At 69.0% G+C, this 13,047-nt stretch carries 12 protein-coding genes; 8 read left to right on the top strand and 4 right to left on the bottom strand.

Annotation, left to right across the window (positions count from 1 at the left end):
* Nucleotides 1–91 precede the first annotated feature (91 nt).
* The 3 genes from ACKI2N_RS12635 to glpK form a co-directional block, all read right to left on the bottom strand.
* Nucleotides 92–469: an MliC family protein gene (locus tag ACKI2N_RS12635; protein ID WP_420996314.1), complete on the bottom strand. Its 378-nt coding sequence runs from the start codon at nucleotides 467–469 to the stop codon at nucleotides 92–94.
* A gap of 26 nt (nucleotides 470–495) precedes the next feature.
* Entirely contained in the window at nucleotides 496–2,100 is a 1,605-nt protein-coding gene (locus tag ACKI2N_RS12630) for a glycerol-3-phosphate dehydrogenase/oxidase (RefSeq protein WP_420996313.1), read from the bottom strand.
* Nucleotides 2,101–2,163: 63 nt separating this feature from the next.
* Nucleotides 2,164–3,750, bottom strand: a complete 1,587-nt coding sequence (gene glpK / locus ACKI2N_RS12625) for a glycerol kinase GlpK (protein WP_420996312.1) — start codon at nucleotides 3,748–3,750, stop codon at nucleotides 2,164–2,166.
* A gap of 57 nt (nucleotides 3,751–3,807) precedes the next feature.
* On the opposite strand from glpK, the gene ACKI2N_RS12620 reads away from it, so the two are divergent.
* Both ACKI2N_RS12620 and purU read left to right on the top strand, forming a co-directional pair.
* Nucleotides 3,808–4,662: a DUF4743 domain-containing protein gene (locus tag ACKI2N_RS12620; protein ID WP_420996311.1), complete on the top strand. Its 855-nt coding sequence runs from the start codon at nucleotides 3,808–3,810 to the stop codon at nucleotides 4,660–4,662.
* 29 nt (nucleotides 4,663–4,691) lie between these two features.
* Nucleotides 4,692–5,558, top strand: coding sequence for a formyltetrahydrofolate deformylase (gene purU, locus ACKI2N_RS12615; RefSeq protein WP_420996310.1), 867 nt, complete (start codon nucleotides 4,692–4,694; stop codon nucleotides 5,556–5,558).
* Nucleotides 5,559–5,634: 76 nt separating this feature from the next.
* On the opposite strand, the gene ACKI2N_RS12610 is transcribed toward purU, so the two are convergent.
* Complete coding sequence (locus tag ACKI2N_RS12610; protein ID WP_420996309.1) at nucleotides 5,635–6,402, bottom strand: DeoR/GlpR family DNA-binding transcription regulator; 768 nt, start codon at nucleotides 6,400–6,402, stop codon at nucleotides 5,635–5,637.
* Between the two features lie 157 nt (nucleotides 6,403–6,559).
* Between ACKI2N_RS12610 and ACKI2N_RS12605 the strand changes: the two genes are divergently transcribed.
* The 6 genes from ACKI2N_RS12605 to ACKI2N_RS12580 all read left to right on the top strand — a co-directional run bounded on the left by ACKI2N_RS12605 (nucleotide 6,560) and on the right by ACKI2N_RS12580 (nucleotide 12,686).
* A complete protein-coding gene (locus tag ACKI2N_RS12605; protein WP_420996308.1) occupies nucleotides 6,560–7,663 on the top strand; it encodes an ABC transporter ATP-binding protein in 1,104 nt (367 codons plus the stop codon).
* A 1-nt stretch (nucleotide 7,664) separates the two neighbouring features.
* A complete protein-coding gene (locus tag ACKI2N_RS12600; RefSeq protein WP_420996307.1) occupies nucleotides 7,665–8,771 on the top strand; it encodes an ABC transporter ATP-binding protein in 1,107 nt (368 codons plus the stop codon).
* 5 nt (nucleotides 8,772–8,776) lie between these two features.
* Nucleotides 8,777–9,670 carry a carbohydrate ABC transporter permease gene (locus tag ACKI2N_RS12595; protein WP_420996406.1) on the top strand — a complete coding sequence of 298 codons (894 nt, stop codon included), beginning with the start codon at nucleotides 8,777–8,779 and terminating at the stop codon, nucleotides 9,668–9,670.
* Nucleotides 9,663–10,484, top strand: a complete 822-nt coding sequence (locus ACKI2N_RS12590; RefSeq protein ID WP_420996306.1) for a carbohydrate ABC transporter permease — start codon at nucleotides 9,663–9,665, stop codon at nucleotides 10,482–10,484. The genes ACKI2N_RS12595 and ACKI2N_RS12590 overlap by 8 nt, the downstream gene beginning before the upstream one ends.
* Before the next feature lie 10 nt (nucleotides 10,485–10,494).
* Nucleotides 10,495–10,803 (top strand): DUF2160 domain-containing protein, encoded by a 309-nt coding sequence (locus ACKI2N_RS12585; RefSeq protein WP_420996305.1) that lies wholly within the window; start codon nucleotides 10,495–10,497, stop codon nucleotides 10,801–10,803.
* A gap of 152 nt (nucleotides 10,804–10,955) precedes the next feature.
* A complete protein-coding gene (locus ACKI2N_RS12580) occupies nucleotides 10,956–12,686 on the top strand; it encodes an ABC transporter substrate-binding protein (RefSeq protein WP_420996405.1) in 1,731 nt (576 codons plus the stop codon).
* Nucleotides 12,687–13,047 lie beyond the last annotated feature (361 nt).

Raw genomic sequence — 13,047 nt, 5'->3', positions numbered from 1 at the left:
CCCTGATTCGATAAGCCGCATTATCGCTCAGCGGGAGCCTGCGCGACCAAATGTTATGCCGCGGGCCGGCCGCGGGCGGCCCGTGGGCGGCTTATTTCGCGGCCTTGCAGTTGGCGTAGACGGGGGGCGCGTCGTCGCCCTGCGTCAGGTCCTGGAGCCGGCCCTCGTCGCCCTTGGTGATCCATTGGTGGATGCCGTGCGAGTAGCGCGCGCCGGAGCCGGTCAGCACGCTGACGAACAGCAGCGGCGCCTTGCCGTCGAGGCGCAGGATGGCGATCTGGTTGTCGGGGCTGTTGAAGTAGCGCGCGGTGAGCTGCTTGCCGCCGTCGCAGCGGTAGCGCACCGTCTGCGGCGCATCGAAGCGCACGCCGTCGATGCCGGGCCTGGCCTGCGCCGGGAACGCCGCCAGGGCGAGGGTGCCGGCCAGGGCGGCGGCGGGGAGGCAGTGCTGCGGAAAGCGCGGCGGCATGGAGGCTCCTGGTTCGCGTGCGGGCATCAGGACAGCATATAACCGCTGGCCAGGGAACGGAAGCTCTCCACCTCGGCGGCCTGCCAGGCGGCGTCGTGGCCGTGTTCCTCGGCCAGGATCTGCGCCACGCGCGGCGCGGCCGCGCTGGCGGCGCCCGCTTCCAGGAACAGCGCGCGGTTGCGCCGCGCCAGCACGTCTTCCACGCGCCGCGCCAGCTCGAAGCGCGCGGCAAAGCGCACATGGGCGGCGCTCAGGCCGGAGCCGGGCACGAGGATTTCCTCCTGGCCGGGCAGCGCGCGCAGCATGGCGAGTTCGTTGCCGTAGTAGCGGTCGGGCGAGCCGCTGCCGGCCGCGGGCAGGTCGGCGGGCAGGCCCTGCGCGCCGTGCAACGGCAGGTCGGCGGTCACGCAGGGGGCGGCCGGCAGCATCTTGCGCTCGATGGCGGTGCCGACCACGTCCTGCGCCATGCGGCGGTAGGTGGTCCATTTGCCGCCGGTGACGGTGATCAGGCCGCCCCTGGACACCAGGATGGTGTGCTCGCGCGAGAGCGAGGCGGTGGAGGCCTCGCCGGTGGCCTTGACCAGCGGGCGCAGGCCGGCCCACACGCTGGTCACGTCGGCGCGGGTCGGCGTGCGGCACAGGTAGCGCGCCGCCGTTTCGAGGATGAAGTCGACGTCGTCGGCGCCGGCGCGCGGCTCCAGCGGCAGGTCCTTGCGCGGCGTGTCGGTGGTGCCGACGATGGTGTGGCCGTTCCACGGCACCACGAACAGCACGCGGCCGTCGTCGGTCTTGGGGATCAGGATGGCGCGCTCGCCCGGCAGGAAGCTGCGCGGCAGGGTCAGGTGCACGCCCTGGCTCGGCGCCACCATGCTGCGCGCCTGGCCGTCTTCCATCTGGCGGATGGCGTCCACCCACACCCCGGTGGCGTTGATCACGCAATCGGCCTTGAGCGCGAAGGTGGCGTCGCCGAGCGCGTCCTGGACGGTGACGCCATCGATCACGCCGTGCTTCTGCGACAGGCCGGTGACGCGCAGGTAATTGACGGCGGTGCCGCCGACGTCGAACAGCGTGCGCATCAGCGCGATGGCCAGGCGGGCGTCGTCGAACTGGCCGTCGAAGTACAGGTTGCCGCCGCGCAGCGGCCGTCCGCCCACGTGTTCGGCCAGCGTGGGCGCGGCGGCCAGCGTCTCGCGGTGGTTCAGCCAGCGGCTGCCGGACAGGTTGAGCCCGCCGGCCAGCAGGTCGTAGACCTTCAGGCCGATGCCGTAGAACGGCTGGTCGAACAGCTGGTAGGCCGGCACCACGAAGCCGAGCGGCCACACCAGGTGCGGCGCGTTGCGCGCCAGCAGCCCGCGCTCGTGCAGCGCCTCGCGCACCAGGCTGATATTGCCCTGCGCCAGGTAGCGCACGCCGCCATGGACCAGCTTGGTGGCCTTGCTCGAGGTGCCCTTGGCGAAGTCTGCGGCTTCCACCAGCAGCGTGCGGTAGCCGCGCGAGGCGGCGTCCACCGCGGTGCCGAGGCCGGTGGCGCCGCCGCCGATGACGATCACGTCCCACTTGGGCTCGCGCTCGAGCGTGGCGAGCAGCGCGGCGCGGTCCGGCGGCAGGGTGGGGGAGGACAGTTTCTGCATGATTCCTTGTCTGAAGCGAATGCCTGGAGCGGTTGCGGCCCGGTGCGGCGGTGCGCGGGGCCGTCAGCTGGACGCGTGCGGCGGCGCGCCGTCTTCGCGCGCCCAGTCGCGCGCGCGTTCCACCGCGCGGCGCCAGCGCCACAGCCGGTAGGCGCGCGCGTCGGCGGACAGGTTGGGTTCGAAGCGGTGTTCCACCTGCCACTGGCTGGCGATTTCTTCCTCGCCGCTCCAGTAGCCGGTGGCCAGGCCGGCCAGGTAGGCGGCGCCCAGCGCCGTGGTCTCGGTCACGCGTGGGCGCACCACGGCCGTGCCGAGCAGGTCGGCCTGCATCTGCATCAGCAGGTCGCTGCGCGAGGCGCCGCCGTCCACGCGCAGCTCGGCCAGCGAGATGCCGGCGTCCTTCTGCATGGCGTCCAGCACGTCCACGCTCTGCAGCGCGATCGATTCCAGCGCCGCGCGCGCGATGTGCGCTCGCCCGGTGCCGCGCGTGATGCCCACCAGCGTGCCGCGCGCGAACGGGTCCCAGTGCGGCGCGCCGAGGCCGGCGAAGGCCGGCACCAGCACCACGCCATCGGTATCCTCGCACTGGCGCGCGAGCGGTTCCGCCTCGGGCGCGCTGTTGATGATCTGCAGCCCGTCGCGCAGCCACTGGATGGTGGCGCCGCCCATGAACACGCCGCCTTCGAGGCAGTATTGCGTGCGGCTGGCCGCCGGCGCGGCGCCGCCGAGCTGCCAGCCGATGGTGGTGAGCAGGCGGTTGTGCGAGGCGACCGGCTGCGCGCCGGTGTTCATCAGCAGGAAGCAGCCGGTGCCATAGGTGTTCTTGGCCATGCCGGGCGACAGGCAGGCCTGGCCATAGGTGGCGGCCTGCTGGTCGCCGGCGATGCCGGCCACCGGGATCTCGGCGCCGAACCAGCGCAGGGCCGTGCGCGCCACCTCGCCGCTGGACGGCGCCACCTCGGGCAGCAGGCTGCGCGGGATGTCCAGCACGCCGAGCAGGGCGTCGTCCCAGGCGAAGGTATGGATGTTGAACAGCAGCGTGCGCGAGGCGTTGGAGACGTCGGTGACATGGCGCTTGCCGTCGGTGAGCTGCCAGATCAGCCAGCTGTCGACGGTGCCGAAGGCGAGCTCGCCGCGCGCGGCGCGTTCGCGCGCGCCCTCGATGTTGTCCAGCATCCAGCGCAGCTTGGTGCCGGAGAAGTAGGCGTCGACGATCAGCCCGGTGCGCTCGCGGAACAGCTCGCCGTGGCCCTGGGCCTGCAGCGCCTCGCACATCGGCGCGGTGCGGCGGTCCTGCCAGACCAGCGCGCGGCCGACCGGCTCGCCGGTCTTGCGGTCCCACAGCACGGTGGTCTCGCGCTGGTTGGTGATGCCGATGGCCTGCACCTGGCTGGCGGCGACGCCGGCGTCGCCCAGCACCTCGTGCGCCACCGCCAGCTGCGACTGCCAGATCTCGTAGGGATCGTGCTCGACGTGGCCGGGGTGCGGGTAATATTGCCGGAACTCGCGCTGGGCGACCCGCACCACGTTGCCGGCGTGGTCGAACAGGATGGCGCGCGAGCTGCTGGTGCCCTGGTCCAGCGCGAGCACGTAGCGGGGCTGGCCGGGGGACTGGCCGCGGGGCTGGCCCGCAGGGCGGATTTGCGTCATGCCTTTTTTCCTGGATTCCATTCGACGGGCGCGCCACCGCGGCGGCCCGCAATATTCATGTCCGATACTTCGTTTCTCTCCCGCATTACCGCCTCGCTGGCAGCGCGCAGCCGCTTCGATGCCGGCACCCACCTGAAGCTGACCGTGGACGGCCGGCAGGTCGGCTGGCTGCCGCGCGCGCATGCGCGGATCCTGCGCGCGCAGGACGCGGTGCCGGCCGTCCTGGCCGACGAGGCGGCCGGCACGGTTGCGCTGCTGCCGGGCTGCGCGGAGCCTGCCGCGCGCAGCGAAGCGCTGGCCGCGCTGGCGCGCTGGCTGGCGGATGCCGGCCACGTGCGCGGCTGGCGCGACGAGCTGTTCGCGGTCACGCCGGCGCTGGAGGCGCCCGCGTTCGCGGTGATCGAGCGGGCGGCGGCGCGCTTCCTCGGCCTGCTGACCTTTGCCTCGCACATGAACGGCGTGATCGAGGGCGAGCGCGCGCTGTGGATCTCGCGGCGCAGCGCGGCCAAGGCGGTCGACCCCGGCATGTGGGACAACCTGGTGGCCGGCGGCATGCCGGCCGGCAGCGATCCGCTCGCCACGCTGGTGCGCGAGTGCGACGAGGAATCCGGCATCCCGCCCGCGCTGGCGCGGCGCGCCGAGGGGCACGGCGTGATCGAGGTGCTGCGCGAAATCCCCGAAGGCGTGCAGTGGGAAGCGGTGTACGTGTACGACCTGATGCTGCCCGCGGGCTTCACGCCGCACAACCGCGACGGCGAAGTGGCCGAGCACCGCCGTATCGAGCCCGAGGCATTGCTTGCTATCATGGCGGATGGCGCCATGACCGTCGATGCGACGCTGGTGACGCTGGATACGCTCGAACGGCGCGGCTGGAGCCGCGCCGGCAGCGGCCCCGGCACCCGCCGCGCATGATCGGCGCGCACTCGACAGAACAACACACGATGAGCAATACCGGATTCATTCTGACCATTTCCTGCCCGGACCAGCCGGGCATCGTCCACGCCGTTTCGGGCCTGCTGTTCCAGCACGGCTGCAACATCGTCGACTCCGACCAGTTCGGCGATGAATTCACCGGCCGCTTCTTCATGCGCGTGCATTTCACGCCCGCCGCGGGCGGCCCCGACCTGGCCACGCTGAAGGCCGCGTTCGCCCCGGTCGGCGACCAGTTCGGCATGCAGTGGGATCTGTTCGACGCCAGCGTCAAGCCGCGCGTGATGATCATGGTGTCCAAGATCGGCCACTGCCTCAACGACCTGCTGTTCCGCGCCAAGGCCAGCGGCCTGCCGGTCGAGATCGCCGCCATCGTGTCGAACCACCGCGATTTCTACCAGCTGGCCGCGTCCTACGACATCCCGTTCTTCCACCTGCCGCTGATGAACGCCTCGGCCGAGCAGAAGGCCGCGCAGGAGGCCAAGGTGTTCGAGGTCGTGCGCGACCAGAACATCGACCTGGTGGTGCTGGCGCGCTACATGCAGGTGCTCAGCGACGACCTGTGCCGCAAGCTGGCCGGCCGCGCCATCAACATCCACCACTCGTTCCTGCCCAGCTTCAAGGGCGCCAAGCCCTACTACCAGGCCCACGACCGCGGCGTGAAGCTGATCGGCGCCACCGCCCACTACGTCACGGCGGACCTGGACGAAGGCCCGATCATCGAGCAGGAGATCGAGCGCGTGGACCACAGCATGGCCCCGGAGCAGCTCACCGCGGTGGGCCGCGACGTGGAATGCGTGGCGCTGGCGCGTGCCGTCAAATGGCACGCCGAGCACCGCATCCTGGTCAACGGCCACAAGACCGTCGTCTTCAAGTAAGTCAAGTAAGCCTCCCGGCGGGTGCGCGGCGCCGCCGGCGCCGGCGCTGCCCGGCAGGCGCGGCCTGCGGCCGCGTTCAGTCCTGCGCGACCACACAATTCACTCCGCTGTCTTCCAGCATGCGCTCGAACGCGGGCTTGAGGGGCTCGTCGGTGAACAGCCGGTCGATTTCCGACAGGTGCGCCAGTTCCACCATGGCCTGGCGGTTGAACTTGCTGGCGTCCGCCGCCAGCCAGATCTCGCGCGAATGCTCGATGATGGTCCGCGCCACCTTCACTTCGCGGAAATCGTAGTCGCGCAGCGTGCCGTCGGCCTCGATGCCCGAGATGCCGATCAGGCCGATGTCCACCTTGAACTGGCTGATGAACTCCACCGTGGCCTCGCCCACGATGCCGCGGTCGCGCGAGCGCAGCACGCCGCCGGCCACGATGACCTCGCAATCGGGGTTGTCGGCCAGGATGCCGGCCACGTTCAGGTTGTTGGTGATCACGCGCAGGCCGCGGTGATGGATCAGCTCGCGCGCGATTTCCTCCACCGTGGTGCCGATGTTCAGGATCAGTGAGCAGCCCTCCGGCACCGCGCCGGCCACCGCGCGCGCGATGCGCGCCTTGCCCTCGGCATTGAGCACCTGCCGCTGCCGGTAGGCGATGTTCTCCACCGTGGAGCCTTCCATGCGCACGCCGCCGTGGAAGCGCGCCAGCATGCCGTTCTCGGCCAGCAGGTTGACGTCGCGGCGAACCGTCTGCAGGGTCACCCCGAACTTGCGGGCAAGTTCGTCGATGGAGGCGAAGCCCTGGCTGCGTACCTCTTCGAGCAGGGCGGTCTGGCGTGGATTGAGCGTCATGCGGGCATTCTAGTTCAAACACAAACGAAAACAAATGATGCAGTGCATGATTGTTTTGTTTTCGTTTTTGCACTAAAACGAGCGGAAAGCAAGAGTTTGTGCGTCTGCATCATCGCTGTCCATGTGATGCAGTGAGCATTCGAATCCCGGAGACCCGATGCAGCTCAGATTGGAAGGCATCGCCCAGCAGGCTGGTTCGCAGGCGTATCTGTATCCCATGTCGCTGGCGCCCGTGCCGGGCGCCGTGACCATCTTGCTGGGGGCCACGCAGGCCGGCAAGACCTCGCTGATGCGGGTCATGGCGGGGCTGGACCGGCCCAGCGCCGGGCGCGTGGAAGTGGACGGCGTGGACGTGACCGGCGTGCCGGTGCGCGAGCGCAATGTCTCCATGGTCTACCAGCAGTTCATCAACTACCCCTCGCTGACCGTGTTCGACAACATCGCCTCGCCGCTCAAGCTGCGCCGCGCGAAGGACATCGGCGGCCAGGTGCGGGCGCTGGCGGCGCGGCTGCACATCGACCACCTGCTCGAGCGCCTGCCGGCCGAGCTGTCCGGCGGGCAGCAGCAGCGCGTGGCGCTGGCGCGCGCGCTGGCCAAGGGCGCGCCGCTGATGCTGCTGGACGAGCCGCTGGTGAACCTGGACTACAAGCTGCGCGAGGAACTGCGCGAGGAACTCACGCAACTGTTCGCGCATGGCGACGCCACCGTGATCTACGCCACCACCGAGCCGGGCGAGGCGCTGCTGCTGGGTGGCCATACCGCCGTGCTGGATGCCGGCGAGCTGCTGCAATACGGCCCCACGCCCGAGGTCTTCCACTATCCCGACTCGCTGCGCGTGGCGCGCGCCTTCAGCGATCCGCCGATGAACCTGATGGCCGGCGACCTGCTGGACGGGGCCGTGACCTTGCAGGGCGGCATCGCCGTGCCGCTGCCGGAGGCCGCGGGCCACGCCGGCCCGGTGACGGTGGGCGTGCGCGCCGGCGTGCTGCGGCTGGAAGCCGCGCCCGGCATGGTGCCGGTCTCCGGCCGGGTCGCGCTGGCCGAACTGTCGGGCTCGGACACCTACGTGCACATGGACTCGCCGGTGGGCAACCTGGTGGCGCAGTTCCCCGGCGTGGTCGACCTGCAGCTGGGCGCGCCGCTCACGCTGCACCTCGACCCGTCGCAGCTGTACCTGTTCGATGCCGCCGGCAAGCGCATCCACGCGCCCGCGCGGCCCGGGCACGCGGCGGCGCCGGTTGCCGCGGGGCAGGGGGCCTGACATGGCGCGCATCGATCTCGACCTGTCCCATTCCTACCGCCTGGATCCGCAGTCCGACGAAGACTACGCGCTGCTGCCGCTGAAGTTCACCTTCGACGACGGCGGCGCGTATGCCTTGCTGGGGCCGTCCGGCTGCGGCAAGACCACGCTGCTCAACTGCATCTCCGGCTTGCTGCGGCCCTCGCACGGCACCATCGCCTTCGACGGGCGCGACGTCACCGCGGCCACGCCGCAGGCGCGCAATATCGCCCAGGTGTTCCAGTTCCCGGTGATCTACGACACCATGACCGTGGGCGAGAACCTGGCCTTCCCGCTGCGCAACCGCGGCGTGGCGCCGGCCCAGGTCAGGGAGCGCGTGGGCCGCGTGGCCGAGATGCTGGACCTGTCCGCCGCGCTGGACCGGCGCGCCAGCGGGTTGTCCGCCGACGCCAAGCAGAAGATCTCGCTGGGCCGCGGGCTGGTGCGGCAGGACGTCTCGGCGATCCTGTTCGACGAGCCGCTCACGGTGATCGACCCGCACCTCAAATGGCAGCTGCGGCGCAAGCTCAAGGAAATCCACCACGAGTTCCGCCTCACGCTGATCTACGTCACCCATGACCAGACCGAGGCGCTCACCTTCGCCGAGCAGGTGCTGGTGATGTCGCGCGGCAAGGCGGTGCAGGTGGGTTCGGCCGATGCGCTGTTCGAGCGGCCCGCGCATACCTTCGTCGGCAACTTCATCGGCTCGCCCGGCATGAACTTCCTGGCCGGGCAGTGGCGCGACGGCGCCATCGAGATCGCCGGGCGGCGCTACATGCCCGGGCTGGCCGCGCCGGCGGCGGCCGCGCTGCAGGCCGCCGGCGGCTTCAAGGTGGGCGTGCGCCCGGAATACCTGCGGCTGGCCGCCGGCACCGATCCGCAGGCGCTGCCCGCGCGCGTGGAGCGCGCGCAGGACATCGGCACCTACTGGCTGGTCACCGCCACCGTGCAGGGCGCCGGCGGCGCGACCGCGCTGGTGCGCGCGCGGCTCGGCAACGAGGCCGCGGGCCTGGCGCAGGGCCAGACCGTGTGGCTGTCCGTGTTCAACCGTCATACCTGTTACTACGTCAACGAGGAGCTGGTGGCATGAGCACGCTGAAGCCCGTCAACCAGAAGGCCTGGCTGCTGGTGATCCCGGTGGTGCTGTGCGTGGCGTTCTCCGCCGTCCTGCCGCTGATGACCATCGTCAACTACTCGGTGCAGGACATCATCTCGCCGGAGCGGCGGGTGTTCGTCGGCACCGAGTGGTTCCGCACCGTGCTGCGCGACGGCGAGCTGCACGACGCGCTGCTGCGCCAGCTCGGCTTTTCGCTCGCGGTGCTGGCGGTGGAGATCCCGCTGGGCATCCTGCTGGCGCTGTCGATGCCGGCGAAAGGGTGGAAGGCGTCGGCGGTGCTGGTGGTGATCGCGCTGTCGCTGCTGATCCCGTGGAACGTGGTGGGCACCATCTGGCAGATCTTCGGGCGCACCGACATCGGCCTGCTCGGCGCCGCGCTCGACGGCATGGGTTTCGACTACAACTACACCGGCAGCGCGGTCGATGCCTGGGTCACGGTGCTGGTGATGGACGTGTGGCACTGGACGCCGCTGGTGGCGCTGCTGTGCTATGCCGGCCTGCGCGCCATCCCCGACGCCTACTACCAGGCCGCGCAGATCGACGGCGCCTCGCGCCTGGCGGTGTTCCGCCACATCCAGCTGCCCAAGCTGCGCGGCGTGCTGATGATCGCGGTGCTGCTGCGCTTCATGGACAGCTTCATGATCTACACCGAGCCCTTCGTGCTGACCGGCGGCGGCCCGGGCAACGCCACCACCTTCCTGTCGCAGTACCTCACGCAGAAGGCCGTGGGCCAGTTCGACCTGGGCCCGGCGGCGGCGTTCTCGATCGTCTACTTCCTCATCATCCTGCTCATGTGCTTCATCCTCTATAACTGGATGCAGCGCGCGGGTACCGCCGGCAGCGCCGGCAGCGAGGACATGCCCCATGCGTGACACCCAGCAGCGCGCCACCTACGGCCGCGCGATCTTCCTCGCGGCCTACCTGGTGTTCGCCGTCCTGCCGATCTACTGGATGCTGAACATGTCGTTCAAGTCCAACGAGGAGATCGTCTCCACGCTGTCGCTGTGGCCGAACGACTTCACGCTGGACCACTACAAGACCATCTTCACCGATGCGTCGTGGTACTCGGGCTACATCAACTCGATGATCTACGTGGCCCTGAACACCGTGATCTCGATCACGGTGGCCCTGCCCGCGGCCTATGCCTTCTCGCGCTACCGGTTCATCGGCGACAAGCACGTCTTCTTCTGGCTGCTGACCAACCGCATGACGCCGCCGGCGGTGTTCCTGCTGCCGTTCTTCCAGCTCTACACCACCATCGGCCTGATGGACACGCACCTGGGCGTGGCGCTGGCGCACCTGGTGTTCAACGTGCCGCTCGCGGTGTGGATCCTGGAGGGCTTCATGTCCGGCGTGCCGCGCGAGATCGACGAGACCGCCTATGTGGACGGCTACTCGTTCCCGCGCTTCTTCCTGACCATCTTCCTGCCGCTGATCAAGGCGGGGGTCGGCGTGGCGGCGTTCTTCTGCTTCATGTTCAGCTGGGTGGAACTGCTGCTGGCGCGCACGCTGACCTCGGTCAACGCCAAGCCGATCGTCGCCACCATGACGCGCACGGTGTCGGCCTCGGGCATGGACTGGGGCGTGCTGGCAGCGGCGGGCGTGCTGACCATCGTGCCCGGCGGCATCGTGATCTGGTTCGTGCGGCACTACATCGCGAAGGGCTTCGCGATGGGACGCGTCTAGGGAGAGACAAATGCTCAACTGGATGGTCTGGACCACCCCGGTGGCCGTGTTCTTCATCTGCGTGGCGCTGATGCTGATCGGCATGACCGTGTGGGAAACGCGCGCGCCCACGCTCGAGCGCAAGGGCTTCCTGCCGATCGCCACCACGCGCGGCGACCGCCTGTTCATCGGCCTGATGTGCGCCGCGTGGATCAACCTGGCATGGGTGGGGCTGGGCGAGAAGATGATGGCGTGGTTCTCGCTGGCCGAGGAGCCTTCGATCTGGATCAGCTTCGTGGCGTCGATGCTGGTGCTGGCCCTGGTGATGCGCAAGGGCTGAGGCTGGCCGGGGCTGGCGCCGCGCGGCACGGCGCAAGGAATAAAGCGACGGAAATCTCGTCAATGGGCATGGCGGCCTGCACCTTCCCCGGGCCGCACCCCAGACAAAGAGCAGGGAGGGGGATTCTCGAGGAGACGTTCATGAAGGTGCACGTGAAATTGGGCATGACGGCCATGGCCTGTGCGGCCGCGCTGGCCTGCGGCCATGCCGCATGGGCCGGCGAGGCGGAGGCGAAGAAATGGGTCGACAGCGAGTTCCAGCCGTCGTCGCTTTCCAAGGACAAGCAGCTCGCCGAAATGAAATGGTTCATCGACGCCGCGGCCAAGCTCAAGGCCAGGGGCGTCACGCAGGTGAACGTGGTCTCGGAGACCATCACCACCCACGAGTACGAATCCAAGACGCTGGCCAAGGCCTTCGAGGAAATCACCGGCATCAAGGTCAACCACGACATCATCCAGGAAGGCGACGTGGTGGAGAAGCTGCAGACCTCGATGCAGTCGGGCAAGTCCATCTACGACGGCTGGATCTCCGACTCCGACCTGATCGGCACGCACTACCGCTATGGCGCCATCCTGCCGCTGACCGACTACATGGCCGGCGCCGGCAAGGAATGGACCAACCCGGGCCTGGACGTGAAGGACTTCATCGGCACCAAGTTCACCACCGCGCCGGACGGCAAGCTTTACCAGTTGCCCGACCAGCAGTTCGCCAACCTGTACTGGTTCCGCGCCGACTGGTTCGCGCGCAAGGACCTGCAGGACAAGTTCAAGGCCAAGTACGGCTACGACCTCGGCGTGCCCACCAACTGGTCGGCCTACGAGGACATCGCCAACTTCTTCTCCAACGACGTCAAGGAACTCGACGGCAAGAAGGTCTACGGCCACATGGACTACGGCAAGAAGGACCCGTCGCTGGGCTGGCGCTTCACCGATGCGTGGCTGTCCATGGCCGGCGCCGCCGACAAGGGCCTGCCCAACGGCATGCCGGTGGACGAGTGGGGCATCCGCGTCGGCGCGGACAAGTGCACGCCCGAAGGCGCCTCGGTGTCGCGCGGCGGCGCCACCAACAGCCCGGCCGCGGTCTACGCGCTCACCAAGTACATCGACTGGATGAAGAAGTACGCGCCGCCGCAGGCCATGGGCATGACCTTCTCGGAAGCAGGCCCGGTGCCGGCGCAGGGGCAGGTGGCGCAGCAGATCTTCTGGTACACGGCGTTTACCGCCGACATGACCAAGAAGGGCCTGCCGGTGGTCAACGCCGACGGCACGCCCAAGTGGCGCATGGCGCCGTCGCCCTACGGCCCGTACTGGAAGCAGGGCATGCAGAACGGCTACCAGGACGTGGGCTCGTGGACCTTCTTCAAGAACACCGATTCCAACCGGCTCGCGGCGGCGTGGCTGTACGCGCAGTTCGTGACCTCGAAGACGGTGTCGCTGAAGAAGTCGCTCACCGGCCTGACCTTCATCCGCGACAGCGACATCCACCACGACTACCTGACCAAGAACGCGGCGCAGTACGGCGGCCTGATCGAGTTCTACCGCAGCCCGGCCCGCGTGGCCTGGACGCCGACCGGGACCAACGTGCCGGACTACCCGAAGCTGGCGCAGCTCTGGTGGAAGAACGTGGCTACCGCGGTGACCGGGGAGAAGACGCCGCAGGCCGCCATGGACAACCTCGCCGAGGAGATGGACCAGGTGATGGCGCGGCTGCAGCGCGCCGGCATGACCAACTGCGCGCCCAAGCTGAACCCCAAGAGCGATCCGGCCAAGTGGCTGTCGGACGACCACGCGCCATGGAAGAAGCTGGCCAACGAAAAGCCGAAGGGCGAAACCATCGCCTACGACAAGCTGCTGCAGGCGTGGAAGGAGGGCAAGGTGCGCTGAGCGCGTGCGGGACGCGTCTCGCGCGGGATTGCCGGGCACGTTCCGCCGCGCGTCCCGTTTCCGTGTCGCGCGGGGTTTGCTCCGCTCTCCCGCTTGTGGGGGAGCGGAGGCCACAGGCAGCAAGCCGGCTTCACCGGCAGCCTGAACGCACCCGCTTCTCTGTTGTTTTTCCTGGGGTCCAGGTGCCAGCGCCGCCGGCATGTCCCTCAAGTGCGGCAATGCCGACATGCAAGGTTTCCCAACGATTTTTCAGAAAACTCCTTGACTATCTATCTACCAGTAGATAATATTCGGGTCATGGAAGCCGCTGCTCCGCCCCAGCCAGAACGCTGAAGCAGGAAAGAGGATCCAGCGCAGTACC

The sequence above is a fragment of the Cupriavidus sp. 30B13 genome (assembly GCF_049059565.2).
GTDB lineage: Bacteria > Pseudomonadota > Gammaproteobacteria > Burkholderiales > Burkholderiaceae > Cupriavidus.
This window is presented reverse-complemented; position numbering and strand designations above follow the sequence as displayed.

Bases quoted from the DNA above. Each gene is read 5' to 3' on its own strand.
- ACKI2N_RS12635 (WP_420996314.1), bottom strand. From the start codon at position 469: ATGCCGCCGCGCTTTCCGCAGCACTGCCTCCCCGCCGCCGCCCTGGCC.
- glpK (WP_420996312.1), bottom strand. From the start codon at position 3,750: ATGACGCAAATCCGCCCTGCGGGCCAGCCCCGCGGCCAGTCCCCCGGC.
- ACKI2N_RS12620 (WP_420996311.1), top strand. From the start codon at position 3,808: ATGTCCGATACTTCGTTTCTCTCCCGCATTACCGCCTCGCTGGCAGCG.
- ACKI2N_RS12610 (WP_420996309.1), bottom strand. From the start codon at position 6,402: ATGACGCTCAATCCACGCCAGACCGCCCTGCTCGAAGAGGTACGCAGC.
- ACKI2N_RS12600 (WP_420996307.1), top strand. From the start codon at position 7,665: ATGGCGCGCATCGATCTCGACCTGTCCCATTCCTACCGCCTGGATCCG.
- ACKI2N_RS12590 (WP_420996306.1), top strand. From the start codon at position 9,663: ATGCGTGACACCCAGCAGCGCGCCACCTACGGCCGCGCGATCTTCCTC.
- purU (WP_420996310.1), top strand. From the start codon at position 4,692: ATGAGCAATACCGGATTCATTCTGACCATTTCCTGCCCGGACCAGCCG.
- ACKI2N_RS12630 (WP_420996313.1), bottom strand. From the start codon at position 2,100: ATGCAGAAACTGTCCTCCCCCACCCTGCCGCCGGACCGCGCCGCGCTG.
- ACKI2N_RS12585 (WP_420996305.1), top strand. From the start codon at position 10,495: ATGCTCAACTGGATGGTCTGGACCACCCCGGTGGCCGTGTTCTTCATC.
- ACKI2N_RS12605 (WP_420996308.1), top strand. From the start codon at position 6,560: ATGCAGCTCAGATTGGAAGGCATCGCCCAGCAGGCTGGTTCGCAGGCG.